This is a genomic window from Gordonia sp. NPDC003950 (genome assembly GCF_053605205.1).
The window spans coordinates 154939-181936 of record NZ_JBSGIT010000009.1; the positions used below are offsets into that span (position 1 = coordinate 154939).

General features: G+C 66.7%; 26 protein-coding genes and 1 pseudogene. 13 read left to right on the forward strand and 14 right to left on the reverse strand.

What is annotated here, in order from left to right; all coding sequences use genetic code 11:
* Positions 1 to 77: 77 nt before the first annotated feature.
* Complete coding sequence (locus ACWETB_RS10285; protein WP_452210941.1) at positions 78 to 1334, reverse strand: DUF885 domain-containing protein; 1257 nt, start codon at positions 1332 to 1334, stop codon at positions 78 to 80.
* 143 nt (positions 1335 to 1477) lie between these two features.
* On the opposite strand from ACWETB_RS10285, the gene coaA reads away from it, so the two are divergent.
* On the forward strand, positions 1478 to 2419 hold the full coding sequence (gene coaA / locus ACWETB_RS10290) for a type I pantothenate kinase (protein ID WP_449743606.1): 942 nt from the start codon (positions 1478 to 1480) through the stop codon (positions 2417 to 2419).
* Between the two features lie 49 nt (positions 2420 to 2468).
* On the opposite strand, the gene ACWETB_RS10295 is transcribed toward coaA, so the two are convergent.
* From ACWETB_RS10295 to ACWETB_RS10305, 3 genes are all read right to left on the reverse strand, one after another.
* A complete protein-coding gene (locus tag ACWETB_RS10295; RefSeq protein ID WP_449743605.1) occupies positions 2469 to 2951 on the reverse strand; it encodes a carboxymuconolactone decarboxylase family protein in 483 nt (160 codons plus the stop codon).
* Positions 2948 to 3715, reverse strand: a complete 768-nt coding sequence (locus tag ACWETB_RS10300) for an SDR family oxidoreductase (RefSeq protein WP_449743604.1) — start codon at positions 3713 to 3715, stop codon at positions 2948 to 2950. Before ACWETB_RS10300 ends, ACWETB_RS10295 begins: the two co-directional genes overlap by 4 nt.
* 178 nt (positions 3716 to 3893) lie before the next feature.
* Positions 3894 to 5975 carry an HNH endonuclease signature motif containing protein gene (locus tag ACWETB_RS10305; protein WP_452210944.1) on the reverse strand — a complete coding sequence of 694 codons (2082 nt, stop codon included), beginning with the start codon at positions 5973 to 5975 and terminating at the stop codon, positions 3894 to 3896.
* Positions 5976 to 6364: 389 nt separating this feature from the next.
* Between ACWETB_RS10305 and pdxR the strand changes: the two genes are divergently transcribed.
* Entirely contained in the window at positions 6365 to 7882 is a 1518-nt protein-coding gene (pdxR, locus tag ACWETB_RS10310; protein ID WP_449743602.1) for a MocR-like pyridoxine biosynthesis transcription factor PdxR, read from the forward strand.
* 24 nt (positions 7883 to 7906) lie between these two features.
* On the opposite strand, the gene ACWETB_RS10315 is transcribed toward pdxR, so the two are convergent.
* Both ACWETB_RS10315 and ACWETB_RS10320 read right to left on the reverse strand, forming a co-directional pair.
* A complete protein-coding gene (locus tag ACWETB_RS10315) occupies positions 7907 to 8719 on the reverse strand; it encodes an isoprenyl transferase (protein ID WP_449743601.1) in 813 nt (270 codons plus the stop codon).
* A gap of 41 nt (positions 8720 to 8760) precedes the next feature.
* Positions 8761 to 9834, reverse strand: coding sequence for a hypothetical protein (locus ACWETB_RS10320; RefSeq protein WP_449743600.1), 1074 nt, complete (start codon positions 9832 to 9834; stop codon positions 8761 to 8763).
* 67 nt (positions 9835 to 9901) lie between these two features.
* Here ACWETB_RS10320 and ACWETB_RS10325 point away from each other — a divergent pair, with 67 nt between their 5' ends.
* From ACWETB_RS10325 to ACWETB_RS10335, 3 genes are all read left to right on the forward strand, one after another.
* Positions 9902 to 10351, forward strand: coding sequence for a MarR family winged helix-turn-helix transcriptional regulator (locus ACWETB_RS10325; protein ID WP_449743599.1), 450 nt, complete (start codon positions 9902 to 9904; stop codon positions 10349 to 10351).
* Positions 10352 to 10427: 76 nt separating this feature from the next.
* On the forward strand, positions 10428 to 11102 hold the full coding sequence (gene trhA, locus ACWETB_RS10330; protein WP_449743598.1) for a PAQR family membrane homeostasis protein TrhA: 675 nt from the start codon (positions 10428 to 10430) through the stop codon (positions 11100 to 11102).
* A 110-nt stretch (positions 11103 to 11212) separates the two neighbouring features.
* Positions 11213 to 12829, forward strand: coding sequence for an alkaline phosphatase D family protein (locus ACWETB_RS10335; protein ID WP_452210947.1), 1617 nt, complete (start codon positions 11213 to 11215; stop codon positions 12827 to 12829).
* A gap of 36 nt (positions 12830 to 12865) precedes the next feature.
* On the opposite strand, the gene ACWETB_RS10340 is transcribed toward ACWETB_RS10335, so the two are convergent.
* Complete coding sequence (locus tag ACWETB_RS10340; RefSeq protein WP_452210949.1) at positions 12866 to 13960, reverse strand: 3-deoxy-7-phosphoheptulonate synthase; 1095 nt, start codon at positions 13958 to 13960, stop codon at positions 12866 to 12868.
* A gap of 399 nt (positions 13961 to 14359) precedes the next feature.
* Positions 14360 to 14806 carry an Lrp/AsnC family transcriptional regulator gene (locus tag ACWETB_RS10345; RefSeq protein WP_449743692.1) on the reverse strand — a complete coding sequence of 149 codons (447 nt, stop codon included), beginning with the start codon at positions 14804 to 14806 and terminating at the stop codon, positions 14360 to 14362.
* Positions 14807 to 14903: 97 nt separating this feature from the next.
* On the opposite strand from ACWETB_RS10345, the gene rocD reads away from it, so the two are divergent.
* From rocD to ACWETB_RS10360, 3 genes are all read left to right on the forward strand, one after another.
* A complete protein-coding gene (gene rocD / locus ACWETB_RS10350) occupies positions 14904 to 16979 on the forward strand; it encodes an ornithine--oxo-acid transaminase (protein WP_449743595.1) in 2076 nt (691 codons plus the stop codon).
* A 63-nt stretch (positions 16980 to 17042) separates the two neighbouring features.
* Entirely contained in the window at positions 17043 to 17663 is a 621-nt protein-coding gene (locus ACWETB_RS10355) for a histidine phosphatase family protein (protein WP_449743594.1), read from the forward strand.
* Positions 17639 to 18487 (forward strand): patatin-like phospholipase family protein, encoded by an 849-nt coding sequence (locus ACWETB_RS10360; protein WP_449743593.1) that lies wholly within the window; start codon positions 17639 to 17641, stop codon positions 18485 to 18487. Before ACWETB_RS10355 ends, ACWETB_RS10360 begins: the two co-directional genes overlap by 25 nt.
* A gap of 45 nt (positions 18488 to 18532) precedes the next feature.
* Here the strand turns inward: ACWETB_RS10360 and ACWETB_RS10365 are convergent.
* Positions 18533 to 18874, reverse strand: a pseudogene (locus ACWETB_RS10365) (DUF4345 domain-containing protein); the annotation flags it as partial.
* 143 nt (positions 18875 to 19017) lie between these two features.
* On the opposite strand from ACWETB_RS10365, the gene ACWETB_RS10370 reads away from it, so the two are divergent.
* Positions 19018 to 19245 (forward strand): hypothetical protein, encoded by a 228-nt coding sequence (locus tag ACWETB_RS10370; protein ID WP_449743592.1) that lies wholly within the window; start codon positions 19018 to 19020, stop codon positions 19243 to 19245.
* Between the two features lie 12 nt (positions 19246 to 19257).
* On the opposite strand, the gene ACWETB_RS10375 is transcribed toward ACWETB_RS10370, so the two are convergent.
* The 3 genes from ACWETB_RS10375 to mca form a co-directional block, all read right to left on the reverse strand.
* The gene (locus ACWETB_RS10375) at positions 19258 to 21264 is read right to left on the reverse strand and encodes a thioredoxin domain-containing protein (protein WP_449743591.1); all 2007 of its coding nucleotides are present in this window, start codon (positions 21262 to 21264) and stop codon (positions 19258 to 19260) included.
* A 331-nt stretch (positions 21265 to 21595) separates the two neighbouring features.
* Positions 21596 to 21943 carry a hypothetical protein gene (locus tag ACWETB_RS10380; RefSeq protein WP_449743590.1) on the reverse strand — a complete coding sequence of 116 codons (348 nt, stop codon included), beginning with the start codon at positions 21941 to 21943 and terminating at the stop codon, positions 21596 to 21598.
* The gene (gene mca / locus ACWETB_RS10385; protein WP_452210994.1) at positions 21940 to 22806 is read right to left on the reverse strand and encodes a mycothiol conjugate amidase Mca; all 867 of its coding nucleotides are present in this window, start codon (positions 22804 to 22806) and stop codon (positions 21940 to 21942) included. Before mca ends, ACWETB_RS10380 begins: the two co-directional genes overlap by 4 nt.
* Positions 22807 to 22938: 132 nt before the next feature.
* Between mca and ACWETB_RS10390 the strand changes: the two genes are divergently transcribed.
* From ACWETB_RS10390 to ACWETB_RS10405, 4 genes are all read left to right on the forward strand, one after another.
* Positions 22939 to 23412 (forward strand): DUF4307 domain-containing protein, encoded by a 474-nt coding sequence (locus ACWETB_RS10390; protein ID WP_452210954.1) that lies wholly within the window; start codon positions 22939 to 22941, stop codon positions 23410 to 23412.
* A 29-nt stretch (positions 23413 to 23441) separates the two neighbouring features.
* Positions 23442 to 24194: a queuosine precursor transporter gene (locus ACWETB_RS10395; protein ID WP_449743588.1), complete on the forward strand. Its 753-nt coding sequence runs from the start codon at positions 23442 to 23444 to the stop codon at positions 24192 to 24194.
* A 168-nt stretch (positions 24195 to 24362) separates the two neighbouring features.
* The gene (gene greA, locus ACWETB_RS10400; RefSeq protein ID WP_348802738.1) at positions 24363 to 24860 is read left to right on the forward strand and encodes a transcription elongation factor GreA; all 498 of its coding nucleotides are present in this window, start codon (positions 24363 to 24365) and stop codon (positions 24858 to 24860) included.
* Between the two features lie 116 nt (positions 24861 to 24976).
* Positions 24977 to 25858 (forward strand): SGNH/GDSL hydrolase family protein, encoded by an 882-nt coding sequence (locus ACWETB_RS10405; RefSeq protein WP_449743587.1) that lies wholly within the window; start codon positions 24977 to 24979, stop codon positions 25856 to 25858.
* On the opposite strand, the gene ACWETB_RS10410 is transcribed toward ACWETB_RS10405, so the two are convergent.
* A complete protein-coding gene (locus tag ACWETB_RS10410; protein WP_452210996.1) occupies positions 25771 to 26124 on the reverse strand; it encodes a HipA N-terminal domain-containing protein in 354 nt (117 codons plus the stop codon). The two genes, ACWETB_RS10405 and ACWETB_RS10410, sit on opposite strands and share 88 nt — an antisense overlap.
* Positions 26125 to 26240: 116 nt before the next feature.
* Positions 26241 to 26987: a DUF4352 domain-containing protein gene (locus ACWETB_RS10415; protein WP_452210956.1), complete on the reverse strand. Its 747-nt coding sequence runs from the start codon at positions 26985 to 26987 to the stop codon at positions 26241 to 26243.
* Positions 26988 to 26998: the final 11 nt, after the last annotated feature.

Here is a 26998-nt window from a genome sequence, read left to right on the forward strand (position 1 = left end):
CCCGCAAGTCTATGGCCCGAGGTCCCCGTCGACGAAGTGGGTGCTCACCTGCCGTCGCCGGTCCGATGGCTGAGGCGTCAGGATTCACCGAGTTCGGCGCGCAGGGACGCCGGGATCAGCGGTTCGTCGAGGAGGCGACCGAACCGTGCGGCCCGGTCGGCGCCGGCGATGCCCGGTGCGGACGAGTCGAGCCAGCGCTGCAGCAACCGGTAGCCCTCCACATAGGTGGAGATGTAGGCCCGCCACAGCGGCGAGGTGAGGAAACGCAGCATCTGCCGGGCCCGGGGTTCGGGGGCCAGGAGCCACTGCTGCAGGAATGCCGCGACCGTGTCGGCGTCGGCATGCTGATCGTGCAGGAGCAGGGCGGCGTCCTGCCGCACGCCGAGCAGGCCGGCGGTGGCGCGCGAAACCCGTTGGGCGCGTTCGCCGTCGAAGCGGAGTCCGAGGTCGGCGTAGATCTCGGCGGCCCAGCTCCCCCACTCCGGACCGATGATCGCGCCGAGCGCGTGGTCGGCGAGCCCCTCGGCCATCAGACACTGCGGGGTGTTCACCAGGAAGATCGTCTGCTCGGTCTGGCCGCCGCCGACGAGGCGTTGTTCCTTGCGGCAGTGCTCGGTGTGGTGGCCCGGGTACGCCTCGTGGGCGATGAGGTGGGGCAGGTTCGACATGTGCTGGGTCAGGTCGACGTTGATTGCCACGCGCGACCGGTAGCCGCCGAGGTAGTAGTTGAAGCCCGACCACGGCTTGTCGGTGACGACCTCGAATTCGACGATCTCGGAGTCCGGCAACGGGTATGCCTCCCGCACCTTCTCGCGCAGCGCGCCACTGAATTCCCGAACGCATTCGTCGACGCGATCGGCGGGGATCTCGTCGGCGCGGCGATAGGCGGCGTAGGCGTCGGTCAGTTGCGCTCCGGTCGCACCCTCGACGCCCAGCGCGGCGGCGAGGTCACGGTGCGCCGCCCGATAGTCGTCGGTGTCGCCGAGGGCGATGTCCACGTCGAAGTAGGCACGTACCTCGTCGATGAAACCGATGTCCTCACCGGCGAACTTGCGCGCCGAACATTCCAGCGCCCGCAGGTGCGCGGCGATGAACGCGGCGCGATCGTCGTCGAGATCGCCGGGGAGATCGGCGAGCAGGCCGCGGGCGGTGTCGGCGAGGCGGGACGGTTCGGGTGCGGCGGCGGCCTGAACCTCGGCGCGCAGTGCGGGATCTCCGGTGAACGCGTCGACGAATCCTTCCTCGAGTCGATCAAAGGCGAGCCCGAGCCGGAGGTAGTCGGTGACGAACGTCGACTCGGCAAAGGCGACCGTCTCCCCGTGGGAACGTGGCATGACTCCGAAGGCTACCGATGGCCGGCAGGTTGCGCCCGGATGGCGCGCAGGGTGTGCCCTGTCCACTCGGTCAGGTGGGCCTTATAGGGTGTACGCATGATTCGCACCTCAGCAGCGGCCACTTCGGGTCCGAGGCAGGGCTGATGGCACGTCACTCGAGCGACCGGGATCCCAGTCTGTACATGGAACTGGACCGCAAACAGTGGCGTGAACTGCGTGAATCGATGCCGATGGTGCTCAACTCGGATGAACTCGATCAACTCGTCGGGCTTGGTGAGCAGATCGATCTGACCGAGGTCGCCGAGGTCTATCTGCCGCTCTCGCGTCTGATCCACCTCCAGGTGGCGGCACGGCAACGGTTGTTCGCGGCGACGTCGACCTTCCTGGGTGATCGACGTACCGACAAGCAGGTGCCATTCATCATCGGCATCGCCGGTTCCGTCGCCGTCGGCAAGTCGACGACGGCGCGTGTTCTCGCCGCCCTGTTGGCACGGTGGGAATCGCACCCCAAGGTCGACCTGGTGACGACCGACGGATTCCTGCTGCCGACCGCGGAGCTCGAACGCCGAGCCATCATGCATCGCAAGGGTTTTCCCGAGTCGTATGATCGTCGGGCGTTGTTGCGGTTCGTCACCGAGGTGAAGTCGGGTGCGCGTGAGGTGACCGCGCCGGTGTACTCGCACCTCACCTACGACATCGTGCCGGACGTCCGTCATTACATCCGGCAGCCGGACATCCTGGTTTTGGAGGGGCTCAACGTCTTACAGACGGGTGAGACGCTGATGGTGTCGGACCTCTTCGACTTCTCCATTTACGTTGACGCCAAGACCGACGACATCGAGAAGTGGTACGTTTCGCGGTTCCTGCAGATGCGGTCGACGTCGTTCTCGGACCCGAATTCGCATTTCCATCACTATGCTTCGTTGACCGACGAGCAGGCCACCATCGCGGCCCGCGACATCTGGACGTCGATCAATCTGCCGAATCTGCGGGAGAACATCCTGCCGACGCGGCCGCGCGCGACGCTGGTGCTGCGCAAGGACACCGACCATTCGATCAATCGGGTGCGGCTGCGCAAGCTGTGAGGGGCGTGGGCCGACTGACGACGACCGCGGCCGCGCGGACGATGCGGGCTCAGGCGCGCCGCTCGTCCAGACCCGCGGGGTAGCCACCGGTCAGTGCGATGCGATTCCAGGTGTTGATCATCGCGATCGACGCCAGCACGCGCCCGAAATCGGCATCATCGAATTCGGCTCGTACACGGGCGAATACGTCGTCGGGGACGCCCCGCTCACCCACCTTCGTCACGTGTTCGGTGAGTTCGAGGGCGGCACGTTCGCGAACGGTGAAGTGGTCGCCCGCTTCTCGCCAGACCGAGATCAACGACACCTTCAGATTTGCGATGCCCATGGCGAGCGCGTCGGAGGCGTGCATGTGCAGGCAGTAGGCGCAGCCGTTGCACTGCGAGGCCCGGATCTTGATGAGCTCCACCAGTTCTGGGTCGAGACCCCGTCCGGCGGCCCGTTGCAGCGTGACGAGCGCCTTGTAGATGTCCGGGTTCTCTCCGGGCAACCAGTACCGGACACCGCCGGGTGCAGTTATCGTCGGTGGAGTCATCGTCGGGCCCCGTCCGTGGTCTGATGTTCCAGCCAGTCGCCGAACGTCGTCGACGCCGTCTCGCAGTCCCCGTGTGGCAGCAGTCCACCGCTGCGCATGGCGGACCCGCCGATGTTGACCCCCATCACCCAGCGCGGGCTACCTTCTTGCCGCGCATAGGATTTGGCGACATCGACCATATCCATCTCGGCCGGCCCGGCAACCTCGACGTCGCCGGCGGTGGGCGCCATTGCGGCGTCGGCGAGGACCCGTGCGGCATCCGCGGCCGCCAGTGGGCGGCTGAGCATGTGCGGAACGACGGCGACGGGCCCGAACCGGGTGCGTTCGATCATCTGCGCCGCCAGTTCGTACCACTGGGCCGATCGGACAACGGTCAGCGTCTCGGCGTCGAGGCGCTCGCGATACACCTTCTCCTGCTCGCCTTTTCCCTGGTAATAGCCGAACTTGGCGTTCACCTCCGGGTCGGCGGCGTTGATGATGGACAGGCAGACCACCCGCGACACTCCGGCAGAACGTGCGGCCGCCGACACGTTGGCAGCGACCGTGCCGAAGAAGTCGACGGCGACCTTGGCCCGAGTGGTGGTGACATTGGTCGCGTCCACCACGGCATCGGCGCCGGTGAAGGCAGCCTCGAGCCCGCTACCGGAGTAGGCATCGACACCTGACGACCGTTGCGCCGCAACGGTATCGACCCCCTTCGCAGCAAGCTCCCCGACGAGATGACGTCCGATCATCCCGCCGGACCCCAACACCACAACCTTCATCACTGCCTCCTTGTGTCATCCTCCGCCAGTGGCGTAGTTCGACGGTACCGACTGATTGCATCGGAAATGCGGTGCAATCAGGGTGTAGATTTCTGTGCCAATTGTGCAGTGGTGTCGATATGTGCAGCGGTATCGACTGCGGTCCGCCGACCGTGTCACTCTCTCCCTTACCCCGCGATCACCTGGGGTAGGTGATGAGGATCTGTCCGGTGTGGATGTTGGTCCAGGTGATGGACCGGTCGATGTGCATGACGCCACGCCAATGTCCGACGTGCTTGCGGTGGTGGTCCGGTTTACACAGGGGCGCAAGGTTTTCCACCACGGTCCAGCCGCCCTCGACGGGGTTGGCACCGACGAACGCGACCAGGTGATCGAGTTCGCAGAGGTGTGCGGGCATCCCGCAGAACGGGTACCGGCACCATAGGTCGGTGGACAAGACCTCATCGCGTATCCGCTGCGACGGGGCATAGGTCAACGCCCCCGGCGGCGGCGACGTGTAGCCACCATGACCGGTCGGATCCACCGGCGGCGCCTGCGCCCGATCCACCACCTTCTGTAAGCGTTGCAGGGCCGGTCGAGCGTGGTCGGGTACCCAGATCACCCGCGCATGGGCGGCGACGTGTTCGGCCTGGACCGGATCGATCGCGCCGTACCCGTGCAACCGGTCCGGGATCTGCCCACTCGCGTCACGCACCAGCAGAAACGCCGGCGGCTGCGCCGGGGTGACCGGCACGACCTCCCCCGATACGGGCGGGGCCGGCACGATCGGGGAGGTCACCACCATCACCGGCACCGGAGAGGTGTCGACCGGCACCACCGCCGTCGACGCGCCTGCGGCGTCCATGCCGGCGGTCTGGGCTTCGGGGTCGTCGTTGTCGCCATTGGTGTCGTTGATGTCGTAGTTGCCATTGACATTACGATTGTCATCGGGGTCCCACTGCAGGTCGTGATGAGCGTGCGGGTCATCGGGTTCGGGCGCGGTGTCGTCGTCGGGCAAGTATTCCTCGACATCGTCATGTCTCGGAGCGAGCACCTCGTCGGCACCCGACACCGTGAACGACGCCTCGCCGAACACCACCACCTCGGTCGAGGAGCCGGACTCGGACGGTCCGGACTCCGACGGTGCGGACTCGGACGGCGTGGACCTGCCGGCAGTGCGGCCCGCAGCCGCCTTGACCTCGTGCCGTCGCTGCCGACGGGCGGCCGGAGCAGGGCAATTGTCCAACCCGCACTGACACCCCAACCGCACCCCCGGCGCGCCGAGCAACTCACCGAACGCGACCGTCCGCAACAATCCCACCCACCGCGGATCCTGATGACACACCCGCCGCGCAATCAACTTCGCCATCCGCTCCCGCAGATAGATCCCATCCTGCGCCAGCACGCACGCAGCAATCGTGGCGTGACCATCGACATCATTGCGGACGATCACATCCGCCCAGTCCTGCTCGAACTCCTCCCGCGCCCGCGTCGCCCGATCCGCGTTATCAGCGATCAACGCATCATCCAGATCGTCACGCAACACCGAATCAGCGGTATCCCGCGCACCCAGCTCCAACGCAATATCCTCAAACGACGGCCGCTCGGCGTCAGTGTGATCGGCATCGGGATCGGCGTCATCTACGTCGACGTCACGATCCTCGGCATCCACCTCCGCGTCACGCTCGGAATCAGCGCCGTCGACACGATCAGCCTCGCCGGCATCACCATCGTCGGCGGCGCCGTCACCAGCCTGACCCCGCGTATCATCGGAATCCGGTTGCGGCACACCATCACCATCACCCGTGCTGCCGTCACCGTCGGCGCTGTCCTCACCACCAGCACTCTCCCCGCCTCCGGTGCTCGGCTCGGCCTTGGCGTTCATCGCCGCACGCTCAGCCGCCTGCACCAGAATCTTCACCCGATGCGTCGAATACCGCCCCTCCAAGAACGCCGCCCGGATCTTCGGGAAATCCAGCAACAGATCCTCGAGATTCATCCACTGCCGCGCCCTGGACCGCGTGACCCCCAACGCCAACGACACATCCCCCACCGCCGCCTTCACGGCCCGATCCCGCACCATCATCTGCCGCAACCCGGGCAACCCCGCGAGCGCCTCCTCGTACGAGCGCCGACCGATCTCCCCGGCCAACAGCACCGCACGTGCTTCCTCGCGACGCGACCGCATCAACGCCGACCGCGCCTGCTCCCCACACTCGGTCAACGACATCGACCGCACCCGCGCGAGATCGGCATCGACGTCATAGGTGAACACCGACACCACCCCCTCCCACGCAGTGAGGAATACCGGATAATCATTGGCTCACAGCCGATCCGAATCCGGTGATCGCACCGCCAGAACCATCTGTAACCCTCTGACCCACACGCTATACCCGACCACCGACAAAACCGGATCGCCCACCAACCGCACCAGATCAGACTGGACACAACCCCGGTCGGTCAGATCGTTGCGCCGAGAGCTCCTCCCCCACTGACAGATTCGTCCCCCAGCAATTCCCCACGGACGATCACGAACCCCCGGGGACGAACCATTCTTCCCTCGGGTTTCGCCCGTCTTACGTGGTTCTCGCCGTTCGACTGCAACCCTCACCGGCGGACTATCTTCGATCCGGGTACCGTCGGAGTGCATCAGAATCGAGGGTCAATTCGGTGACAGATCAACAGGCCATTCGCGAGCCCGATCCGTGGGATGAACTGGCGGCACGGCTGGGCACCGACCTTTTCCTGGACCTGCAGCCGGATCCGTCCACGACGACGCGCGGCCGAGGCGCCCAGTTGCGGCACCGACTCGCCGATGCGCTGCGCGATGCCATCGCCGACGGCCGACTCCCTGCCGGCACGACGTTACCTCCGTATCGGTCGCTGGCCGCCGACGTCGGCCTGTCGCGCGGCACGGTGGCCGCCGTATACAACGAACTCGTCGCCGAGGGGCGCCTGATCGCACGGCAGGGATCGGGGACCAAAGTGGCTGCCGGGGCCACGCGGGCCGTGGAGGACGCCGGCAGTCACGCCCAGTCGGTCACTGCCGTTGTCACGCACGACTTCTCACTGGGTCAGCCCAACGCGTCGTTGTTTCCGCGAGCCGAGTGGGTGGCCGCAACGCGTCGTGCGCTCGCCGAGGCTCCTGATTCGTCGTTCGCACCGTCGGCTCCCAACGGCAGCGAACGCCTACGAATCGAACTCGCCCACTATCTGTCCCGGGCCCGCGGTGTGCGCACGACACCGGAGTGCATCGTGCTGACCACCTCGGTGATGAGTGCGCTCGAACTCCTCGGACGCACCGTCGCCGACCGACGCATCGCTGTCGAAGGTTATGGACTACCGTTCCACCGCGACATCATTGCGCGTCAAGGTGTTTCGATCGATCCCATCCCTGTGGATCATCACGGCGCGGTCGTCGAGGATCTCGTCGGCCGGGATGTGTCCGCTGTTCTGCTCACACCGAGCCACCAGTTTCCACTGGGCGTTGCCTTGGAACCCGACCGCCGCCGCCAGGTGATCGAGTGGGCACGCCACAGCGATGCACTGATCATCGAGGACGACTACGACGGCGAGCTCCGTTACGACCGCGAACCCGTCGGAGCCCTGCAGGGGCTCGCGCCGGAACAGGTGATCTACGTCGGCTCGGTCAGTAAGAGCCTGTCCCCCGCGGTGCGGATCGGATGGATCGTCTTGCCGCCTCGCCTGGTGGACACGGTCATGTGGGCCAAGGGAATTCGCGAACCCGATGCGAGCATTGTCGATCAGCTGGTGTTGGCCGACATGATCGCCACGGGGGCTTACGACAAGCACATCCGGCGCAGCAGACAGTTCTATCGTCGCCGCCGTGACACGCTGATCGCCCGTTTGGCCGAACACGACATCACCGTCGGCGGAATTCCGGCGGGCCTGCACGCCGTGGTCGGAATGGGTCACGACGCCGAGACGCGCGTGCTGAATGCCGCCTGGCGAGAGGGTTTCTCTGTGGTGGGACTCGACATGCTCCGCCATCCCGACGCACCGGCGGTCATCGACGCGGACGGCAACTCCGGCGGTGGCATCCTCGTCGGATTCGGAACACCGGCCGCATCGACATTCGACACCGACGTCAACGCACTGACCGAACTCATCGCGAATGCCGGCCCGACCGGGTCAAACGACGACACCTCGCGTCACGGCCCTGCGTGAGCTCGATTCCGACGGGAGCCCAACTCACTTCCCGAATCGACGACTCCTGGCCGCGTAATCACGAAGTGCGCGCAGGAAATCCACCCGCCGGAACTCCGGCCAGTACGCGTCGGTGAACCAGATCTCCGAATACGCGCTCTGCCACAACAGGAAACCACTCAACCGCTGCTCCCCCGAGGTCCGGATCACCAGATCCGGATCGGGCTGCCCCTTCGTATAGAGATTGCGGTCGATCCCCTCGACGGTGACCGCACCGATCATCTCCGCCGGGGTGGCACCGGCATCGGCGGCATCGGTCAACAACGCCCGCACCCCGTCGACGATCTCCTGACGCCCGCCGTACCCGACGGCGACGTTGACATTCATCCCGGTGCGTCCCTGCGTCCGCTCCGACGCCGCCCGCAGTCGCTCGGCCACCGCCTCGGGCAACTGATCAAGTGTTCCGACGATACGGACCCGCCAATCGCCCGCCGGGACGTCATCGTCGGTCTCGTCGCCGACGGGCCCGGAGATCTCGTCGACGATGTCGGGCACGATCTCCATCAGGGCGTCGAGTTCCTCGGACTCGCGTTGCAGGTTCTCGGTCGACAGCAGGTAGATGGTGACGGTCTCGATGTCGAGTTCCGAACACCAGCCCAGCATGTCGGCGATGCGTCGGGCCCCGACGCGGTGACCGTGACTGACATCCTCGAAGCCGGCCTCACGCGCCCAGCGTCGGTTGCCGTCACAGATGATCGCGACGTGGTGCGGCAGCCGGGTGGTGTCCATGAGTTGGACCAGCCGTCGCTCGTAGACGCTGAGCATCGGTCCGCGCAGACGATCGGGAAGCAGTTTCATCGCGACCAGATTAGCGCTCGACGCTGACAGCGCCGTCGCGCTCAGGCAACTACGTCCTCGGCGAGTTCCTCCTCGGCGGCCGGCGACAGGGTCGCACGCTCGTGCCGACCGGCCGGACCCCCGGGTGCGGCGACCGCCGGATGCCGACGACGTTCGACGGTCGCGGCCACGCCGACCAGCGCCACCCCAGCGATCAGCCAGCCGATGATCTTGCCGACCTCACCGGCCACGCCGACCTGCGGGAAATAGGCGAGGTCACGCACCGATTCCTGGAATCCGGCTCCGATCCAGAAGTCATGCAGGACTCCGAAGAACCGGGGCTGCAACTGCGGCGGGAACACACCACCGGAACTGGTGAAGTTCAATCCGACGAAGATCGTCACCATCGCCAGCGTGGTGAAACGCCCGATCAGCGGGTGCAGGCCGACCGCGAAGAGCATGGTGGCCAGGGCGTACGGAATCGCCAACCCGAACATCTGCCACTCGGCACCGGGCAGGGCGTCGAATCCCCACACCGCGATCGCCGAGATCACCGCAGCCACCAGCACCGACGCCACGACGGCGATCCCCGCGCGGACTCGGATGTCGCGGCCGCCCGCGGCCACCGCGATCGCGATACCCGTGCCATACGACCCGACCGTCAGCGCGACCAGGAAGAAGAAAATGCTCTGCCCGGACGGATCGCGGGTGGCATCCACGGGCACCACGTCGACGATCCGTAGCGGCTGATCACGGGTGATGGTGATCGCGGAGAAGATGCGTTCGACGGTGACGGCCGTCGGGTCGCCGGCCGCCGTGGACACCATGAGTTGCGCGGTCGACTGATCCGGAACGAACGCGGCTACGATCTCGCGCCGTTCGATCGCGCCGCGGGCGGCGTCCACATCGTCGATGGTGCGGACCGACACCTTGTCACCGAGTTTCTCCTGCAACTGCTGCGCCGCCACCGCGGTCTGCACACCCGAGCCGACCACGTCGACGCGGAGGCCCTGCGGATCGGGCTTGTGGAATCCACCGAGATAACACAGGGCCATGACGATGCCGATCACGAACGGCACCGCCACATGCGACGCGATCGTCTTGATCGGCAGTGGTGGCGTGGGCGCAGCAGACATGTCACTCTCTCCTCAGATGTCAGCGTAGTTGCATTATGCAACTCAGTATGAGTTGTAGAATACAACCATGGATGCCGAGTCGCAATCGACGACCGCCGAGCAGGTCGCCCACGAGCTGGTGACCCTGTCCCGACGTCTCCGGAACGGGGCCCGGGAGATCTACGGCGATGCCGGGCTGACCTTCGTGGAGTACTCGCTGCTCAGCCTGGTCGCCGACAACCCCGGCATCAGCGCCTCCGACCTCGCGCGCGCCGCCCATATCGACAAGTCCACGGCGAGTAGACAACTCGGGGAACTGCGACGCCGTGAACTACTCACCCGCAGCGACACTCACGAGTCGCCGCGCATACAGGCGCTGGAGATCACCGACTCCGCGCGCGGAGTCCTCGATCAGATCCGGCACCGCAGCGGCGTCGAGATCGCCTCCCGATTGACCGATTGGCCGACGCATGACATCGAGCAGTTCGCCTTGCTGCTGCGCAGGTACAACGGTTCCGACCCGCTCCCACCACAGTGACCACGGGCACCGGACGGCGTGCGGGTGATCGACAGATCACCCCGTCCGCACACTAAGTTACGGTATCGTAGGTTTCGTGACCTCGACGCTGCCACCACACATCGCCGACCGACCACGGTTACGCGGCGTCATCCACCAGTACTCCGCCTACGTCGCCGCCATCTGCGGTGTCGCCGTGATCCTCGGTGCGGCCTTTCTGCGCGGTACCGCCGCAACGCTGGCCTGCGCCGTCTACGCGCTCACCGTGTTCGGTGTCTTCGCGGTCTCGGCGAGCTATCACCGCATCCCGTGGAAGACCCCGCGCGCGCAGATCCGGATGAAGCGCGCCGACCACTCGATGATCTTCCTGTTCATTGCCGGCACCTACACTCCGTTCTGCGCGGTCGGCCTGCCGTCCCCGGCCCGATGGTGGGTCCTCGGGATCGTCTGGGCCGGGGCGCTGAGCGGCGTCATCCTCAAACTCGCCTGGCCGGCCGCTCCCCGATGGCTCGGGGTATCGCTCTACGTCCTACTCGGCTGGGTGATCGTCGCCGTCGCCCCGACCCTCGTGGCCCACACGAGCATCACCGTCATCGTCCTGCTTGCCCTGGGTGGCGTCTTCTACACCGTCGGCGGCATCCTCTACGCCGCGCGCTGGCCCAACCCGTGGCCGACCCATTTCGGACATCACGAGGTATTCCACGCCTGCACCGCCGTCGCCGCGCTGCTGCACTACATCGCGGTGTGGCTGGTGCTGGCCTACGCGATCTGACGGCAGATCCGAAAGCCGCTCTCACGCCGACACGCGTCTTCACCTCGTCCTCACCCCACGGTTGACGGCGGGCCGGTTCCGCGTCATCCGGCACTGGTCGGCTGAGCGGCATGCCCGGTGCACAGCTTTCGACCCTGCGCGTGGGACCCGACAAGGTGGTCTGCGGCGGCCTCACCCGTCGCCGATTCCTCACCTGGACCGGTGTCGCCGCCGGACTCGCCACCGCACCGACCCTTTTCGCCACCGACGCGGCGTCGGCGCCCGCACCACGAGCCGGCGGACATCCGTTCACTCTCGGTGTGGCCTCCGGCGATCCACTGCCCGACGGCATCGTGCTGTGGACCCGCCTCGCCGTCGATCCCCTGGCCCGCGCCGGCGGCATGGGCGCGGCATCACATCGGGTCGACTGGGAGCTCGCCGCCGACGAGGGCATGCGGATCGTCCTGCGATGCGGCACGGCGACGGCCACCGCGCGCGGCGGTCACAGTGTGCACGTGGACGTCCGCGGACTCTCGCCCGCGACCGACTACTTCTACCGATTCCGGGCTCTTGGTGAGACGTCACGGGTCGGACGCACCCGCACCGCACCCGCCGCGGGATCACCGGCGGGGCACCTGACCGTCGCGATGGCCTCGTGCCAGTCGTGGGCCGACGGCTTCTACAACGCCTTCGCCGACATGGCAGCCAAGGCGCCCGACGTGATCGCCCATCTCGGCGACTACATCTACGAAAAGCCCATCCCGCCGGACGGCGGTGCCCGAGCAACGACGGCCATGCCGGCCTCCGCACATCGGGAATGTGCGACCCTCGACGACTACCGCGACCGGTATGCGCTCTACAAACTCGACGCCGATCTGCAACGCGCACACGCCACCAGCCCGTTCATCACGATCTTCGACGACCACGAGGTGGACAACAACTGGGCCGGCGACATCCCGGAGGACGATCAACCGATACCGCAGTTCGTCAGCCGTCACGCCCAGGCGATCAGAGCCTGGTGGGAGAACACGCCCCTTCGTCTCGCGGTACTCGGCAACGGTTTTCGCGCCTACCGCCGATTCGTCTACGGTGACCTCGCCACCGTCAGCGTGCTCGACACCCGCACCTACCGCAGCGATCAGGTCAACGGCGACAACGACACCGGCCAGAACGCCGCCACCGCCGACGCGCGTCGCACCATCACCGGCGGCACACAAGAACGCTGGATTCTCGACGGGCTATCGGCGAGCCGGACCCGCTGGAATGTACTCGCCCACCAGACACCCATCGGAGATTTGGCCCACGACGACAACGGAATTCGCGCCGTCAGTATGGACGGGTGGAGCGGATACGAGGCGTCGCGCGCCCGAATCCTCGACGGCGCCCGCCAACGCCAGGTGACAAACCTCACGTCCATCGTCGGCGACATCCACCGAAACATCGTGTCGGAGTTGCGATCCACCTACACTCGCCCGTCCCCCACCGTCGGGGTCGAACTCGCCGGCACCTCGATTGCCTCGGGCGGTGACGGGCAGGACAGCGACGATCAGGACCGCGCACTCAAGGCCGGGTCACCGCACATCCGCTTCGGCAGCTCCCAACGCGGGTATGTGCTGCACCGGATCGCCCACGCTCAGTGGCAGGCCGAATTCCGCGTCACCGATTCGATCGGCGATCGGGGCGCGCCGCTCCATCGTCGAGCGCTCGTCACCATCCCCGACGGCCGACCCGACATCGACGTGATCTGAGGTCGGGTCAGCCGATCGGCGTGGGCGCCACCATGATCAGGCCTGCGCCAGCTCCGCCAGCACCGCGGCGCTGACCTCCCAGTCCATGCACTTGTCGGTGACCGACTTGCCGTACACCAGCGGCGTGGCGTCGGGTGACTGCGCGCCCGCCTCGATGAAACTCTCCAGCATCACACCGCTGACCTGCAACTCCTGGCCTGCCGCGCGCCGCGCCCGGACCGACGCCGCGATCTCGCGGGCGACCTCGGCCTGACGGACGTGGTCCTTACCCGAATTGGCATGGCTCGCATCGATCATCACGCGTGCCGGCAGACCGGCCTTCGCCAGCGCGGCGACCGCGGTGGTGACCGAATCGTCGTCGAAGTTCGGCCCGTGGGTGCCGCCCCGCAGGATGATGTGGCAGTCGGCGTTGCCCGCCGACTCCACCAGCGCGCCGTGCCCGAAGTCGTCGACGCCGAAGAAGACATGCTGTGCGGCAGCCGCTTTCACACCGTCGATGGCCACCTGCACATTGCCGTCGGTGCCGTTCTTGAAACCGATCGGCATCGACAGACCCGACGCCAACTGCCGGTGCACCTGCGACTCGGTGGTGCGGGCACCGATGGCTCCCCACGCCACCGCGTCCGCGATGTATTGCGGGCTGGTCGGTTCGAGGAACTCGCATCCCACCGGCAGGCCGAGGTCGATGATGTCGAGCAGCAACGACCGCGCGGTGCGCAGGCCCCGCTCGACGTCGAAGGTCTCGTCCATCCCGGGATCGTTGATCAGGCCCTTCCAGCCGACCGTGGTGCGCGGCTTCTCGAAGTACACCCGCATGACGATCTTGAGTTTCTCGGCGTAACGCTGCGCGAGCGGCGCGAGCCGTCGGGCGTAGTCGAGGGCGGCGATCGGATCGTGCACCGAACACGGCCCCACGACGACGAGCAGCCGGTCGTCGGTGCCGACGAGGATCGCGGCGATCTCGTCGCGATCACGCTGCACGGCCAGCGCCCGCCGCGGGGTCAGCGGCAGTTCGGTGCGGATGCTGTCGGGCGACGGAATCGCCCGGAACGCTTTGATCCTGCGGTCCGAGGTGGATTCGGCAGCGATAGTCGATGCCGATGTTCGGGGCAGATCTCCGAGGGTGGTCACGTGGGTGCCTTTCGCGGTGGGGGCCTGTCGTGGATCTCGGGCCCGCCCGCCTCGTTCTCGCCGGAAAGCCCTTGACATGACAAGAGCAGCGACCTGATGGTCACTGCTCGGGGCTCCGGGTTGAGGTTGTGCGACGCGTCAGCGCTTCATCGCAGGCTCACCCGGAGCCTCGATAAAGAAACGCCAATAGGCGCGCACTGTGCTGATCACGTCAGCGAGGCTACCACGGACCCGCCCGGGTGCCCAAAGACCCCGGGCGGACCCCACCACATCAGACGACCGCGAACGCCTCGGTCTCCCCGATGACCATGGGACGAGGCACCCGACCAGTAGAGGGACGCCCCGCGTGCCGCCCGGCGGTCACCACGGCGCGACGGCGCGACCGGGCCGGGGTACCGATCAGGGATGACCCCGATCGATGAGGTGGCTGAGCACGATGATCGACTCGGTCCGGTCCACCCCACCGGCCTGCCGAATCCGTTCGAGCGCCTGCTCGAGGTGGTGGACGTCGCGGGCCATCAAACGCAAGATCGCATCGGCCTGGCCGGTGATGGTGGCGGCACTGACCACCTCTTGGATCGGTTCCCAGGACGCGGCGAGCACCTCGGGCGAGATGTTGCCCCGGCAGAACACCTGGACGTAGGCCTCGGTGGTCCATTGCATGGCCGCCGCGTCGATGACGGTGGTGAAGCCCTTGATCACCCCATCGTCGAGGAGCCGATCGACCCGTCGTTTGACCGCGGGCGCGGAAAGTCCCACCTCGTCGCCGATCTGCGCGTACGTCGCGCGGGCGTCGCGGGTGAGGCATGCCAGCACCTTCTCATCAAGATCATCGAGTCCACGCAACGGATCGCCTTTCACTTACGGTTGAACAACGAATTATTTCGTCATTGCGCAATGTACAGTGATTGATTGCATCCAGGAGCACTTCTACCCTGGTTTTATGACGCTGACGACGCTTTACTGCTCCGCGCCCTCGATCCGGTCCGCGCGCACCCGGACCTACGCCATGACCCCGCCGGCCCACTACACGGTCAGCTATGCGATCAATCCATGGATGAATCCGAGCATCCCGGTGAACACCGAACTCGCACTCGCCCAATGGAACACGCTTCGCAGCACTTATGAGGCGCTGGGTCACACCGTGCATCTGGTCGATCCGCAGCCGGGGCTGCCCGACATGGTCTACGCCGCCAACGGCGGTCTCGTCGTCGACGGCTGTGCCATCGCGGCCCGCTTCACCTTCCCCGAACGCGCGGCCGAAGCCGATCATTACGCCGCGTGGTTCCAGACCGCCGGCCTGACCGAGGTGCACCGCACCAATGGTGTCCAGGAGGGTGAGGGTGACTTCCTCGTCGTCGGTGAACGCATCCTCGCAGGCACCGGTTTCCGCACGCATCCCGACACCCACGCCGAGATCGCCGCCCTCACCGGGCTGCCGGTGATCACCCTAGATCTCGTCGACCCGCGCTACTACCACCTCGACACCGCGCTCGGCGTGCTCGACGAGAACTCCGTGGCCTACTACCCCGCCGCATTCTCCGAATCGTCGCGGCACCTGCTCGAGGAGCTGTTCCCCGACGCCATCATCGCCTCGGCCGCCGATGCCGAGGTACTCGGCCTGAACCTCGTGTCGGACGGACATCACGTGGTGATGACCGACGCCGCACCACACCTGGCCGGATTGCTGCGCGACGCCGGATACCACCCGATCCCCCTGGATCTGTCCGAGCTGCTCAAGGGCGGCGGCGGTGTGAAGTGTTGCACACTGGAGGTGCGGCTCGCCGACACCGGTTCGCCGGCGGCCGGAACGGATGCGAGGGAGGCAACGATGCACTCTGCGACGGCAGAACCCCATGTGGCCCACAACTATTCACCACTTCCGGTGACCGCGGCGACCGCCGAGGGCGCGTGGATCAGCGACGTCGACGGACGCCGCTACCTCGACTGCCTGGGCGCGTACTCGGCGGTGAACTTCGGGCACCGCAATCCCGAGATCACCGCCGCCGCCATGGAACAGCTCGGTCGGGTGACGTTGACGAGCCGCGCCTTCCAGTCCGATCAGCTCGAGCCGTTCTGCGCCGCGCTGGCCACCCTGTGCGGCAAGGACATGGTGCTGCCGATGAACACCGGCGCCGAGGCCGTCGAGTCGGCGCTCAAGGTGGCCCGCAAGTGGGGCTACGACGTGAAGGGGGTGCCCGACGGGCAGGCCGAGATCATCGTCGCCGGCGGCAACTTCCACGGCCGCACCATCAGCATCATCAGCTTCAGTGACGACGAGGATGCCCGCGGCGGATTCGGGCCCTTCACACCGGGTTTCGTACGCGTGCCCTACGGCGACGCCACCGCGCTGGCCGACGCGATCACCGAGCGCACCGCCGCCGTGCTCGTCGAACCCATCCAGGGTGAGGCCGGCATCATCGTGCCGCCGGACGATTACCTGCCCACCGTGCGTCGACTCTGCACCGACAACGACGTGCTGATGATGGCCGACGAGATCCAGTCCGGCCTCGGCCGGACCGGCAAGACCTTCGCCTGCCAGCACTGGGATGTGGTGCCCGACGTCTACACCCTCGGCAAGGCCCTCGGTGGCGGCATCCTGCCGGTGTCGGCGGTGGTCGCCAACACCGACGTGCTGGGCGTGCTCCATCCAGGACAGCACGGCTCGACCTTCGGCGGCAATCCCCTGGCCGCCGCCGTCGGCCACACCGTCGTCCGCATGCTGGCCGAGGGCACCTGGCAGGCCCGCGCCGCCGAACTCGGCGAGTACATGCACACCCGGCTGCGCGAGTTCATCGGCAAGGGCGTGCACGCCGTGCGCGGCAAGGGACTGTGGGCGGGCGTCGATATCGACCCGGCGCTCGGCACCGGCAAGGAGATCTGCCTGCGGTTGGCCGACTTCGGCGTCCTCGCCAAGGACACCCACGGTTCGACCATCCGTTTCGCCCCGCCGATCGTGATCACCCACGACGAGATCGACTGGATGATCGGGCGTTTCGCCGACGCCCTGCAGGCCTGAGCCCCGCCGCATAGGCCGTCGGGTTCCCGCCGCGACACGTCCGGTGCGACTACGCTGACGAGCGTGTCCACCGAACGTATCCGTCGTCGCGTCCTGCTCATCCGTCATGGCCAGACCGAGTGGTCGCTGACCGACCGGCACACCGGCCGGACCGACATCAATCTCACGCCACGGGGTGAGCAGGATGCGACGAGCCTGCGGGGAATCGCCGACCGTATCGGCCTCGTCGAACCGCTCGTGATGGCCTCCCCGCGACGTCGCGCCCAACGCACCGCCGAGTTGGCGGGACTGAGAGTCGACGAGACCAGCGAGTTGTTCGCCGAGTGGGACTACGGACAGTACGAGGGGCTCACCCGGATTCAGATTCAGGCCGAGCACGATCCGGACTGGACGATCTGGACGACGGGCGCGCCCGGCGGCGAATCGGTGGAGCAGATGACCCGACGTGTCGACGCCGCCGTCGCCCACGTCGAGGAGATGTGGGAGTCCCGCGACGTGATCATCGTGTCGCACGGACACTTCTCCCGGTCGTTCATCTGCCGATTCCTGCACTGGCCCATCGCCCAGGGCGCCAGCATCGACCTGCGCCCCGCCGGATCGGCACTGCTCGCCGACACCGAGGGAGACCGGCGACTGTCCGAACTGCTTCCGGCCGGCCAGTGGGCCTCGCCGTCGGCGATCTGATGGTGCCGTCGATCTCGCCGACCACCGTCGTCCTCGGCGGTGGCGGGCTGGCCGGCATCGGCTGGCTCACCGGGGTTCTCGCCGCGCTGGAGGAAAGCGGCGGGTTCCGCCTCACCGACGCCGCCCGCGTCATCGGAACCTCGGCCGGTTCGGCAACCGCTGCGGCGATTCTGCAATCCGGTTCGGCCACCACACAATTCGACACCATGGTGCGCCGCTCACGCCGATCCGCCGAACTGACTCCGACGGCCGATGTGGTCACCACCCTGACATCCTTCGTCGAGATCTCCACCTCCACCGACTCCGACGACGGCAAGGTCGCCAGATTCGTCGAGTTGTCCCGATCGATGGCGGGCGTCGAACCGGACGCACGCCGCGCCGCCATCGAGTCCCGTCTGACCGACGACACCTGGCCGAGTTCCTTGGCCGTCACCGCGATGCGCGCCGATGGCCGCCGCGTGGTGTTCACCGCCGCCGATGGGGTGAACCTCGTCGACGCCATCACCGCGAGTTGCGCGGTACCCGGCCTGTGGCCCGCGGTGACCATCGGCGACGCCACCTATGTCGACGGCGGCGTCCTGTCGATCACCAATGCGGATCTGGCGGAACCGAATGCGCGGACACTGGTGCTCGCACCGGTGCCGGAGGATCCGCAGAACGCCACACCGGCGGTCGCCGCGGTGCTGGCAGCCGCCGGCGTGATCACCCCGTCGCAGCGCACCGTCGTCGGATTCGGCACCGATCCGTTCGACCCCGAAGTTCGGGGCGTGGCAGCAGTTCTGGGATACGAGGACGGCCTCGATTCGCTCAGCCGGCTTACGTGACCGAGGCCGTGGCGACTTCTGAATCGACCGCAGCACCACCCAGTTGACGATCGGAACGGCCAGTTCGACGGGGACCATGATCATGTAGAACGCACTGGGTGCTCCACTGGCGATCCAGGCGAGCAGACGCCCGAGCCCGCCGATGAAAAAGAGCAGGCCCAGCAGGTCGACCAGCCGTCCGCGCGCTCGCACGTCACGTGCCGCCCAAACAAACGCCAGGCCGTACGCGGTGAACAGGACGTTGAAGAATCTCAGGTCCGAATCCATGGTCGCGTTGACCGAACCTCCTCCGATATAGGTCATCTGACCGAAGAACAGATGGGCCAACCCGATGCCGGCAACGACCAGCCCGAACGTCGTCAGCCATATCTCGAAACCTCTTTGCATCGCAATCTACCGTCCGTGACCGGATCGATCTCGCCCTGAGCGCCTATCTCGACTTCTACGCGGCCCATCTCCCGTTGGTCCTGATCGCCAACCGCAGTTCGGTATCCGCGGATCCCGCCGTACGGGGTCCCATCGACAGGGACATGTCCGCACTGTGGTCCTCGTTCCTCGACGCGGCCGACGCGACTGGCCACAGGCGGGAACTCGCCGAAGCAGGATTCGCGGGTTGGGTGGCTTTCGTTCGGGCCACCACCGTTGCCTCCCTCGTCGACGGCACCATCACACCGTCGGAGAACCACCAGATGTGCATGGCGGCACTCGATTCCACCGTCGGCGCGCACGTCGACCTGCAGGTCACACCGCGCGCATGAGACCCTCGTCGTTCACGGCTGCCGGAAGGACTCCGCGGTCAGATCATCGAGACCGGTGATAGGAAGATCACACACCGTCCCGCGGCACACGTACGCGGCATCGAAACCTCCGACCGTCCCACGACCGGCCAGCAACGGGCTCGAATCGTGTGTCCCGGCAACAATTGTCGTCCCGCCGGGAGCGACCGCACGAGCACGCGCGGCCAACTCCCCCGCACTCCCCTGCGCCTCGGACACCCCGATCTGCAGCGGACCGGCCACCACGGCCTGTGCGACGGCCAGCCAATGACCGCCCGAGCGAGCCAGTTTCGCCAGCACCACCGCACCCCGGGCCAGCGTGGCATCGAGAAGTTCGGAGTAGCGTGATGCCGCATCGACCGAGGCGAGTGTCGACGCGACGAGCAGCGCTTCCGCCATCAACGAGGTACCCGACGGTGTGGCACCGTCGATCGGATCGCGTGGGCGGGCGATCAGGTCGTCGGCGGCCGCGTCGTAGAAACTGCCAGGTTCCGCCGGGTCGGCGAACGTGCCGATCGTGACCTCGAGAAGAGCGAATGCGGTGTCGTACCACTGCTTCTCGCCGGTCACCTGGTATAACGCGAGCAGCGCCGTGACCAGCGCGGCATGATCGTCCAGTGCGGCGATCGGAGCGCCGACCCGACCACCCAGCGATGAGCGGTGCAGCACCCCGTCGACGATGTGGCCGTCGACCACCTCGCGTGCCACCTCGGCGGCCAGATCAACCCAATCGGGGCGGCCCAGTCCCGCGCCGGCCTCGACGAGCGCAGTGATCGCCAGAGCATTCCAGCCGGTGACCACCTTGTCGTCACGCTCGGGTTGTGGCCGACCGGCGCGCACCTCCAGCAAGCGACGCCGGATCGCGGCGTAGCGTCGCGCATCGTCGGGATCGATCCGCAGTTGCAGCGTCGACGTACCGTGCTCGAAGGTGCCCGCCGCGGTCACTCCGAAAAGGTCTGCCGCCCAACGCCCATCGGCCTCGCCGAGGGCCTCGATTAACTGGGCGGGCGTCCACACGTATGTCGAGCCCTCGGTTCCGTCGGCGTCGGCGTCGAGGGCGGAGGCAAAGCCCCCTGGCACCCGGAGTTCCCGGACGAGAAACTCGACGATCTCACCGGTCACCCGCAGCGAGAACGCATCACCGTCGATGCGCGCGAGATGCGCATAGACCCGCAGCAGTTGCGCATTGTCGTAGAGCATCTTCTCGAAATGCGGAATCACCCAGTCGTTGTCGACGGCGTACCGGGCGAAGCCGCCACCGAGCTGATCATAGATGCCGCCTCGCGCCATCACCTCACATGTGCGACGCGCGGCGTCGGCGGCGTCGGGCACCCCCGTGCGTTCGCTGTGGCGGATCAGCCCCTCCAGCAGGGCCGACGGCGGGAACTTGGGCGCGCCACCGAATCCGCCCGAGTCGCGGTCCTCGTCGCCGAGCGCGCTGGTGACCGCGTGCTCCAGCAACCGATCGTCGACCGGAACGGCCGCTGCGGGCAGAGCGGATGCGTTGGCAGTCAGGTGATCACGGATCTTGGCCCCGACATCTCGAACCTCCTCGCGACGTTCGGTCCAGGCCTGCGTGATCGCCGTGAGCAGCTGCTGAAACGACGGCATCCCCGATCGCGGTGTCGACGGAAAGTAGGTGCCGCAATAGAACGGCTCCCCCGAGGGCAACAGGAAGCACGTCATCGGCCAGCCACCCTGGCCGGTCATCGCGACGGTGGCGTTCATGTAGATCGCGTCGATGTCGGGACGTTCCTCCCGGTCCACCTTCACGCACACGAAGTCGGCGTTCATCTGCTCGGCGGTGGCGTCGTCCTCGAAGGACTCATGCGCCATCACGTGACACCAGTGGCAGGCGGCGTAACCCACCGACAGCAGCACCGGCACATCACGACGGCGCGCCTCGTCGAGCGCGGCGTCACCCCATTCGTGCCAGTGCACCGGGTTCTGCGCATGCTGGCGCAGATAGGGACTCGTGGACGCGGCGAGCAGGTTGGCCATGACTCCAGCGTGGCACGGGTGGCACCGCAATCATCGCCTGGTCGCCGTGACCTGCTGCATCACACGTGATGCAGATATGACGCACCGGCCGAACTCACGGCGCGCGGACTCGTGCAACTCGATGAGCCGTTGGGCATCGGAATCGATCCGGTGTCCGGTTTCCCCCTTCGTCGGTCTTGGCCCGCGCATCACCTCCGACGACGTGTCCGCGGGCCTGGAGGATGCAGGCCTGGAGGATGCTCGCCACCTTCGACGACGGCCTCGCCGCTTCGCTGCCCGACTACACGATACTCATCTGCACCGAGGACTGGCAACGCGTCACGCGAGACGTTCAGGACTCCGACGAGCGCCCGATTCCCTTGTCGGTCACGACTTTTCCGGGGACCACCTGCTCGGTGCCGACCTGCTCGCCGGCCGCACCGCGCGCCACCACCGACCCGGGCCCGCTGCCGCCGTCGAAATCGGTTCCCTCGTCGAAGGCCTGATCGGCCTCGGGGTGATCGGTGTCGAAGGTCTTGGGAAGCTTCTTGAGCTGGCGGTTCATCGACCAGATCAGCAGCGCCGTGCCGACGAGCAGCAGGATGATGATGAGCAGGCCGAGTGGGGACGCCTTGCCGAACTCAGGGCCCTGCGGCTGTTCCTGCGCGGCCAAGATCGTCGTGTAGAGCGCGGAGGTCATCGCGGCACCTCACTGGTCGCGTCGACGCCGGTGAACAGGTCGTTCTCCGGGATCGAGGTGGTCACCCGCGTCTGGGCGAGTTCGAATTCCTCGGTCGGCCACAGTCGTTGCTGCCATTCGAGGGGCACCGCGAAGAACATTCCGTTCGGATCGATCTGCGTGGCATGGGCGCGCAGCGCGTCGTCACGCTGCGGGAAGTACTTGCCGCATTCGACCTGGGTGGTCACCCGCCCCATCAGGTCGCCGCGACTCGGGTCCCATTTGCTCAGCCACTCCTTGAAGGGGCTTTCCTGGCCGTGCCGCTCGAACTCCTCGGAGAACAGCACCATCCGATCCCGGATGAAGCCGTGCGTGTAATACAGCTTCGACACCGTCCACGGTTCACCGGTTCCCGGATAGGCCTCGGGGTCGCCGGCGGCCTCGAAGGCGGCGACCGACACCTTGTGGCACATGATGTGGTCGGGATGCGGATATCCGCCGTGCTCGTCGTAGGTGATCATCACGTGCGGTCGGAACTCCCGGACCACCTTGACCAGCGCCTCGGTGGGCACCTCCAGCGGCAGCGTCGCAAACGAACCCTCGGGGAGCGGCGGCAGCGGATCGCCCTCGGGAAGCCCGGAGTCGACGAACCCGAGCCACATCTGCTCGACGCCGAGCGCCGCCGCGGCCTTGGCCATCTCCTCCTTGCGGACCTCGCTCATCCGTTCCTTGACCCCCGGGCGATCCATCGCCGGGTTCAGGATGTCGCCGCGTTCACCGCCGGTGAGGGTGACGATGAGGACCTCATTGCCCTCAGCGGCGTACTTGGCGGAGGTACCCGCCCCCTTGCTCGATTCGTCATCGGGGTGCGCATGCACGGCCATCAGACGGAATCCGCCACGCGCCCCAGATGTCGAGGGAACCGACGGCGACGATACGTCGGGTCCGGCGGTGTGGGTCTCGGGCACAGTTCCTCGCCTTCGGGTCGTTACTCCTCTCATGGTAGGTATTGACGCGTGAACAGTTCAGACGGGGGCCGCCCATCGGACCCCGACCTGCATGATCGCCCCCACAGTGGGCCGCGGGCGACCTACCCCGTCACACAATCGGCGTCGAGTCGTCGGCTCTGGTTCCTCGGATTGTCGGCCCTCGTCGTCATCACCGGCGTCGTCCTTGCGGTCATCGGCTACCAGAAGTTCGCCGACCCCGATGTCTCCGGATCGGCCACCGGCTACGAGATCCTCGACCCCTCGACGGTGGCCGTGCAGTTCACCGTCAACCGCGCCGATCCGTCACGCCCGGTCGCCTGCGTGGTGCGCGCCCGATCCAAGGACGGCTCGGAGACCGGTCGCCGCGAAGTCCTGATCGGCCCGGGTGAGGTGCAAGAAGGCCACCGCGTCAACGTGTCGACGTCGGAACCGCCGGTGATCGGCGAGGTGTTCGGGTGCACCACCGATGTGCCCGCGTACCTCACCGAATCACCCCAGTGACGCGCAACTCAGTGACAGGACGCATACCGGTGACCCAGACAGAACCGCGCGAATCCCGGGCGATCTTCGCCACCGTCTCGAGCCCGTACCTGCCGATGCTGACCGCCCTGTTCGTCGGGGTGATGCTGATCAGCAACATCACCGGCACCAAGGGCGTGCTGCTGTTCGACCAGTGGCTGCATCTCGACGCCGGTCCGATCCATCTCAACGGCCTCGTCACCGACGGCGCGTTCTTCCTTTTCCCGCTCGCCTACGTGCTCGGCGACGTCATCAGCGAGGTCTACGGATTCCGCGCCATGCGCCGGGTCATCCTGGCCGGATTCGTCGTCCTGCTGATCGCCTCCGCCTGCTTCTGGCTGACGATTCACCTGCCCGCCGCGCCGTTCTATTCCGGCCAGGACTCCTTCGAAACCGTCGCCGGCGTGGTCCCCCAATTCCTGCTCGCCGGATTGCTCGGATATCTGGCCGGTGAATTCCTCAATTCCTTTGTGCTGGTGAAGATGAAGGAACGCGCCGGCGAGCGTCGCCTGTGGGCCCGGCTGATCGGCTCGACGGTCGTCGGCGAGTTCGCCGACACCCTGGTCTTCTGTTCGGTCGCCGCGTCCGCCCTCGGCATCTCCACCTGGGGCGACTTCATCAACTACACCGCGGTCGGATTCGTCTGGAAGACCCTCGTCGAGGTGGTCGTCATGCCCATCACCTACCTGGTGGTCGGCTGGCTCAAACGTGCCGAACCGTCGTATGCCGAGGCGTTGGAACGGGTTCATTCCGCCGACACGTGATGTGCGCCTCATGGCAATCACTGCTATCCTGTACTGAAACACGGCTCCGCGAGGGGTCGTGTTGCTGCATTTAGAGCGGACGACAGAGTTCCCGACAAGTTCTACCGCAGTCCATATGTCCCGGTTGAAACCAACGCTCGGGGCGCGGACAACACAAAGGAGTGACCGATGACCGACACCCAGGTGACCTGGCTGACCCAGGAGTCGCATGACCGTCTCAAGGACGAGTTGGACTCCCTGATCGCCAATCGTCCGGTCATTGCCGCCGAGATCAACGAGCGTCGCGAAGAGGGCGATCTCAAGGAGAACGGCGGTTACCACGCGGCCCGCGAGGAGCAGGGCCAGCAAGAAGCGCGCATCCGGCAACTGCAGGAGCTGCTCAACAACGCCAAGGTCGGCGAGGCACCCACCCAGTCGGGTGTGGCACTGCCCGGTTCGGTCGTGACCGTCTACTACGACGGCGACGAGTCCGATTCGGAGACCTTCCTGATCGCCACCCGCGAAGAGGGCGGCGCCAATGGCGGTTCGCTGGAGACCTACTCGCCGAGCTCCCCGCTCGGCGCGGCACTGATCGACGCCAAGGTCGGCGAAACCCGTGAGTACACCGTGCCCAGCGGAGCCACCGTCAAGGTGACCCTGGTCAAGGCGGAGCCGTACCACAGCTGATCTGATCGACGAGCCCTCGATCGCGGTCGCCCCACCCGGGCGGCCGCGATCGTCGCGTAGTGGGCCCCGATGCCCAATCGGTCCCACGCAAAACTAGAACGTGTTACACATGGGGTATGAGTCTGCTCGCATACGCGCGCAGAGCGGGGGTCCTCGTCGTATCCGCGTGGTTCGCGGCCGCGATCGCCGGCGCCGGTTCTGCCTCCGCCACACCCGCCCCGGCATCGGTCGCCTACGTCAACATCGGCGACAGTTACTCCTCCGGGGCAGGCGTGATGCCCACCGCCCCGGGTACGTCGCCCCTGTGCGCGCAGTCCGAGGCCAATTACGCTCACCTCATCGCCCGCCAGTTCGGATATCACCTCACCGACGTGAGTTGCGGCGGCGCGAAGACCGACGATTTCTTCGCCGCCCAATATCCGGGCCTGAGACCGCAACTCGATGCGGTCACCCCGGACGCCGACCTGGTGACCTTCATGATCGGCGGCAACGACGGCATGGTCTTCGCCGAGACCGTCGCCAAGTGCGTCGCCGCAGCGGCGACCACCGGCGGCCAGGGATCGCCGTGCGCAAACACCTACGGCGACAGCATCATTGCGCAGATCACCACCGACACCTACCCGAAGTTGGTCCGCGCGATGGCCGCCGTCCGCGCCAGGGCCCCGGGGGCACGCGTCGCGGTGATCGGCTATCCGTGGATCATGCCCGCTCGATACCAACCCTGCCCGGCCTTCCCCGTCGCCACCGGAGACGTCGCCTACACCCACGGAATCCACGCGGCACTCAATGATTCGATCCAGCGGGCCGCACAGCAGACCGGTGTCACCTACATCGATGCCGCGACCCCGTCAATCGGTCACGACAGTTGCCAACCGGTGGGCGGCCGGTGGGTCGAACCCCTGGTCTCCGATCAACAGATCGTCCCGGTCCACCCAAATGCCCTGGGCGAACGAGAACTGGCCACCATCACGGTCGACGCACTGGATCTCACTCGTTGACACCCGCCCAGCGACGCACACCGCGTCCTCCACGATCCGCCGCCGTCGATCTCCGCGTCGATCTCGGCGCGCCGTCGACCTCGCCCGAACCCCGCTGCGCGTTCCCCGGTGCGCTTGAGGATCGCGAAAGCATTCCCGGCGGCGACGCCGAATCGACGCGCGATCGCCTCGCGGGCAGCGGCATTGTCGGTGATGAACCCGTTGAAACCCGGCAACACCACTCGCCTGCGGTGCTCTGCAATGGACAGCCGCATCGACAGCGAGATAGCGTCGCGTCGGCGAGTGAGCGGTAGTCATCGTCGTACACGAAGCGAAGGTCACCGGCACAAGCCCGATGGCCTCCCATCCATCATGAATGGAAGGCCATCGACGACAGCATCGCTCAGGCCAGATTGACCGTCACCCCGCCCGAGAACGCGGAGTCGTGCAGTTCGATACTCGCCGGCACGGCATCCTTGGGCATGTCGTAGACCACCTTTGCGGTCACCGTGTTGCCGGGATTGATGTTGTCCCACACGGGGATATCCGATCCGCCGAGCGCGATCTGCGCCGCCGTACTCGGCTCGAAGCTACGACCCTGACTGTCGAACAACTTCTGATCCGACGGCGAGAACCCGTAGGCCTGATCGGAGATGTTCTTGACCGTCATGGTCACCACCACGAACTGCCCCTGCGCCTGCTCGGTCAGATACGGATTGTCGCCCACACTGGCCAGCCCCTTCTCGACGCCGGTGACGACGAATTCGAACTTGCCGTCACGCACCGGCGTGTTCAGACCGGCGGCCTGGTCACCGTTTTCTTCGGTGGCGGTCCCCGCACCGCCCGAGGTGCCCGACGACGCGGAGTCGTCCGACCCGCCCGCCGCCACCGCCGCGACAATGATGATGAACAGCACCACCAGCGCACCAACGATCCACGGCCACTTCCGCTTCCGCTTCCGGGGCACGGGCATCGGCTGCTGGGGCGCACCGTACTGGGGCGCCCCGTACTGGGGTGCGCCGTACTGGGGTGCGCCGTACTGGGGTGCGCCGTACTGGGCCATACCACCCTGCGGCACACCATTCTGGGGCGCGGGCACATACGGCTCCGAACCCTGCTGGGGCTGAACGGGATTCTGGGGATCGGTCATGATGAGTTCCT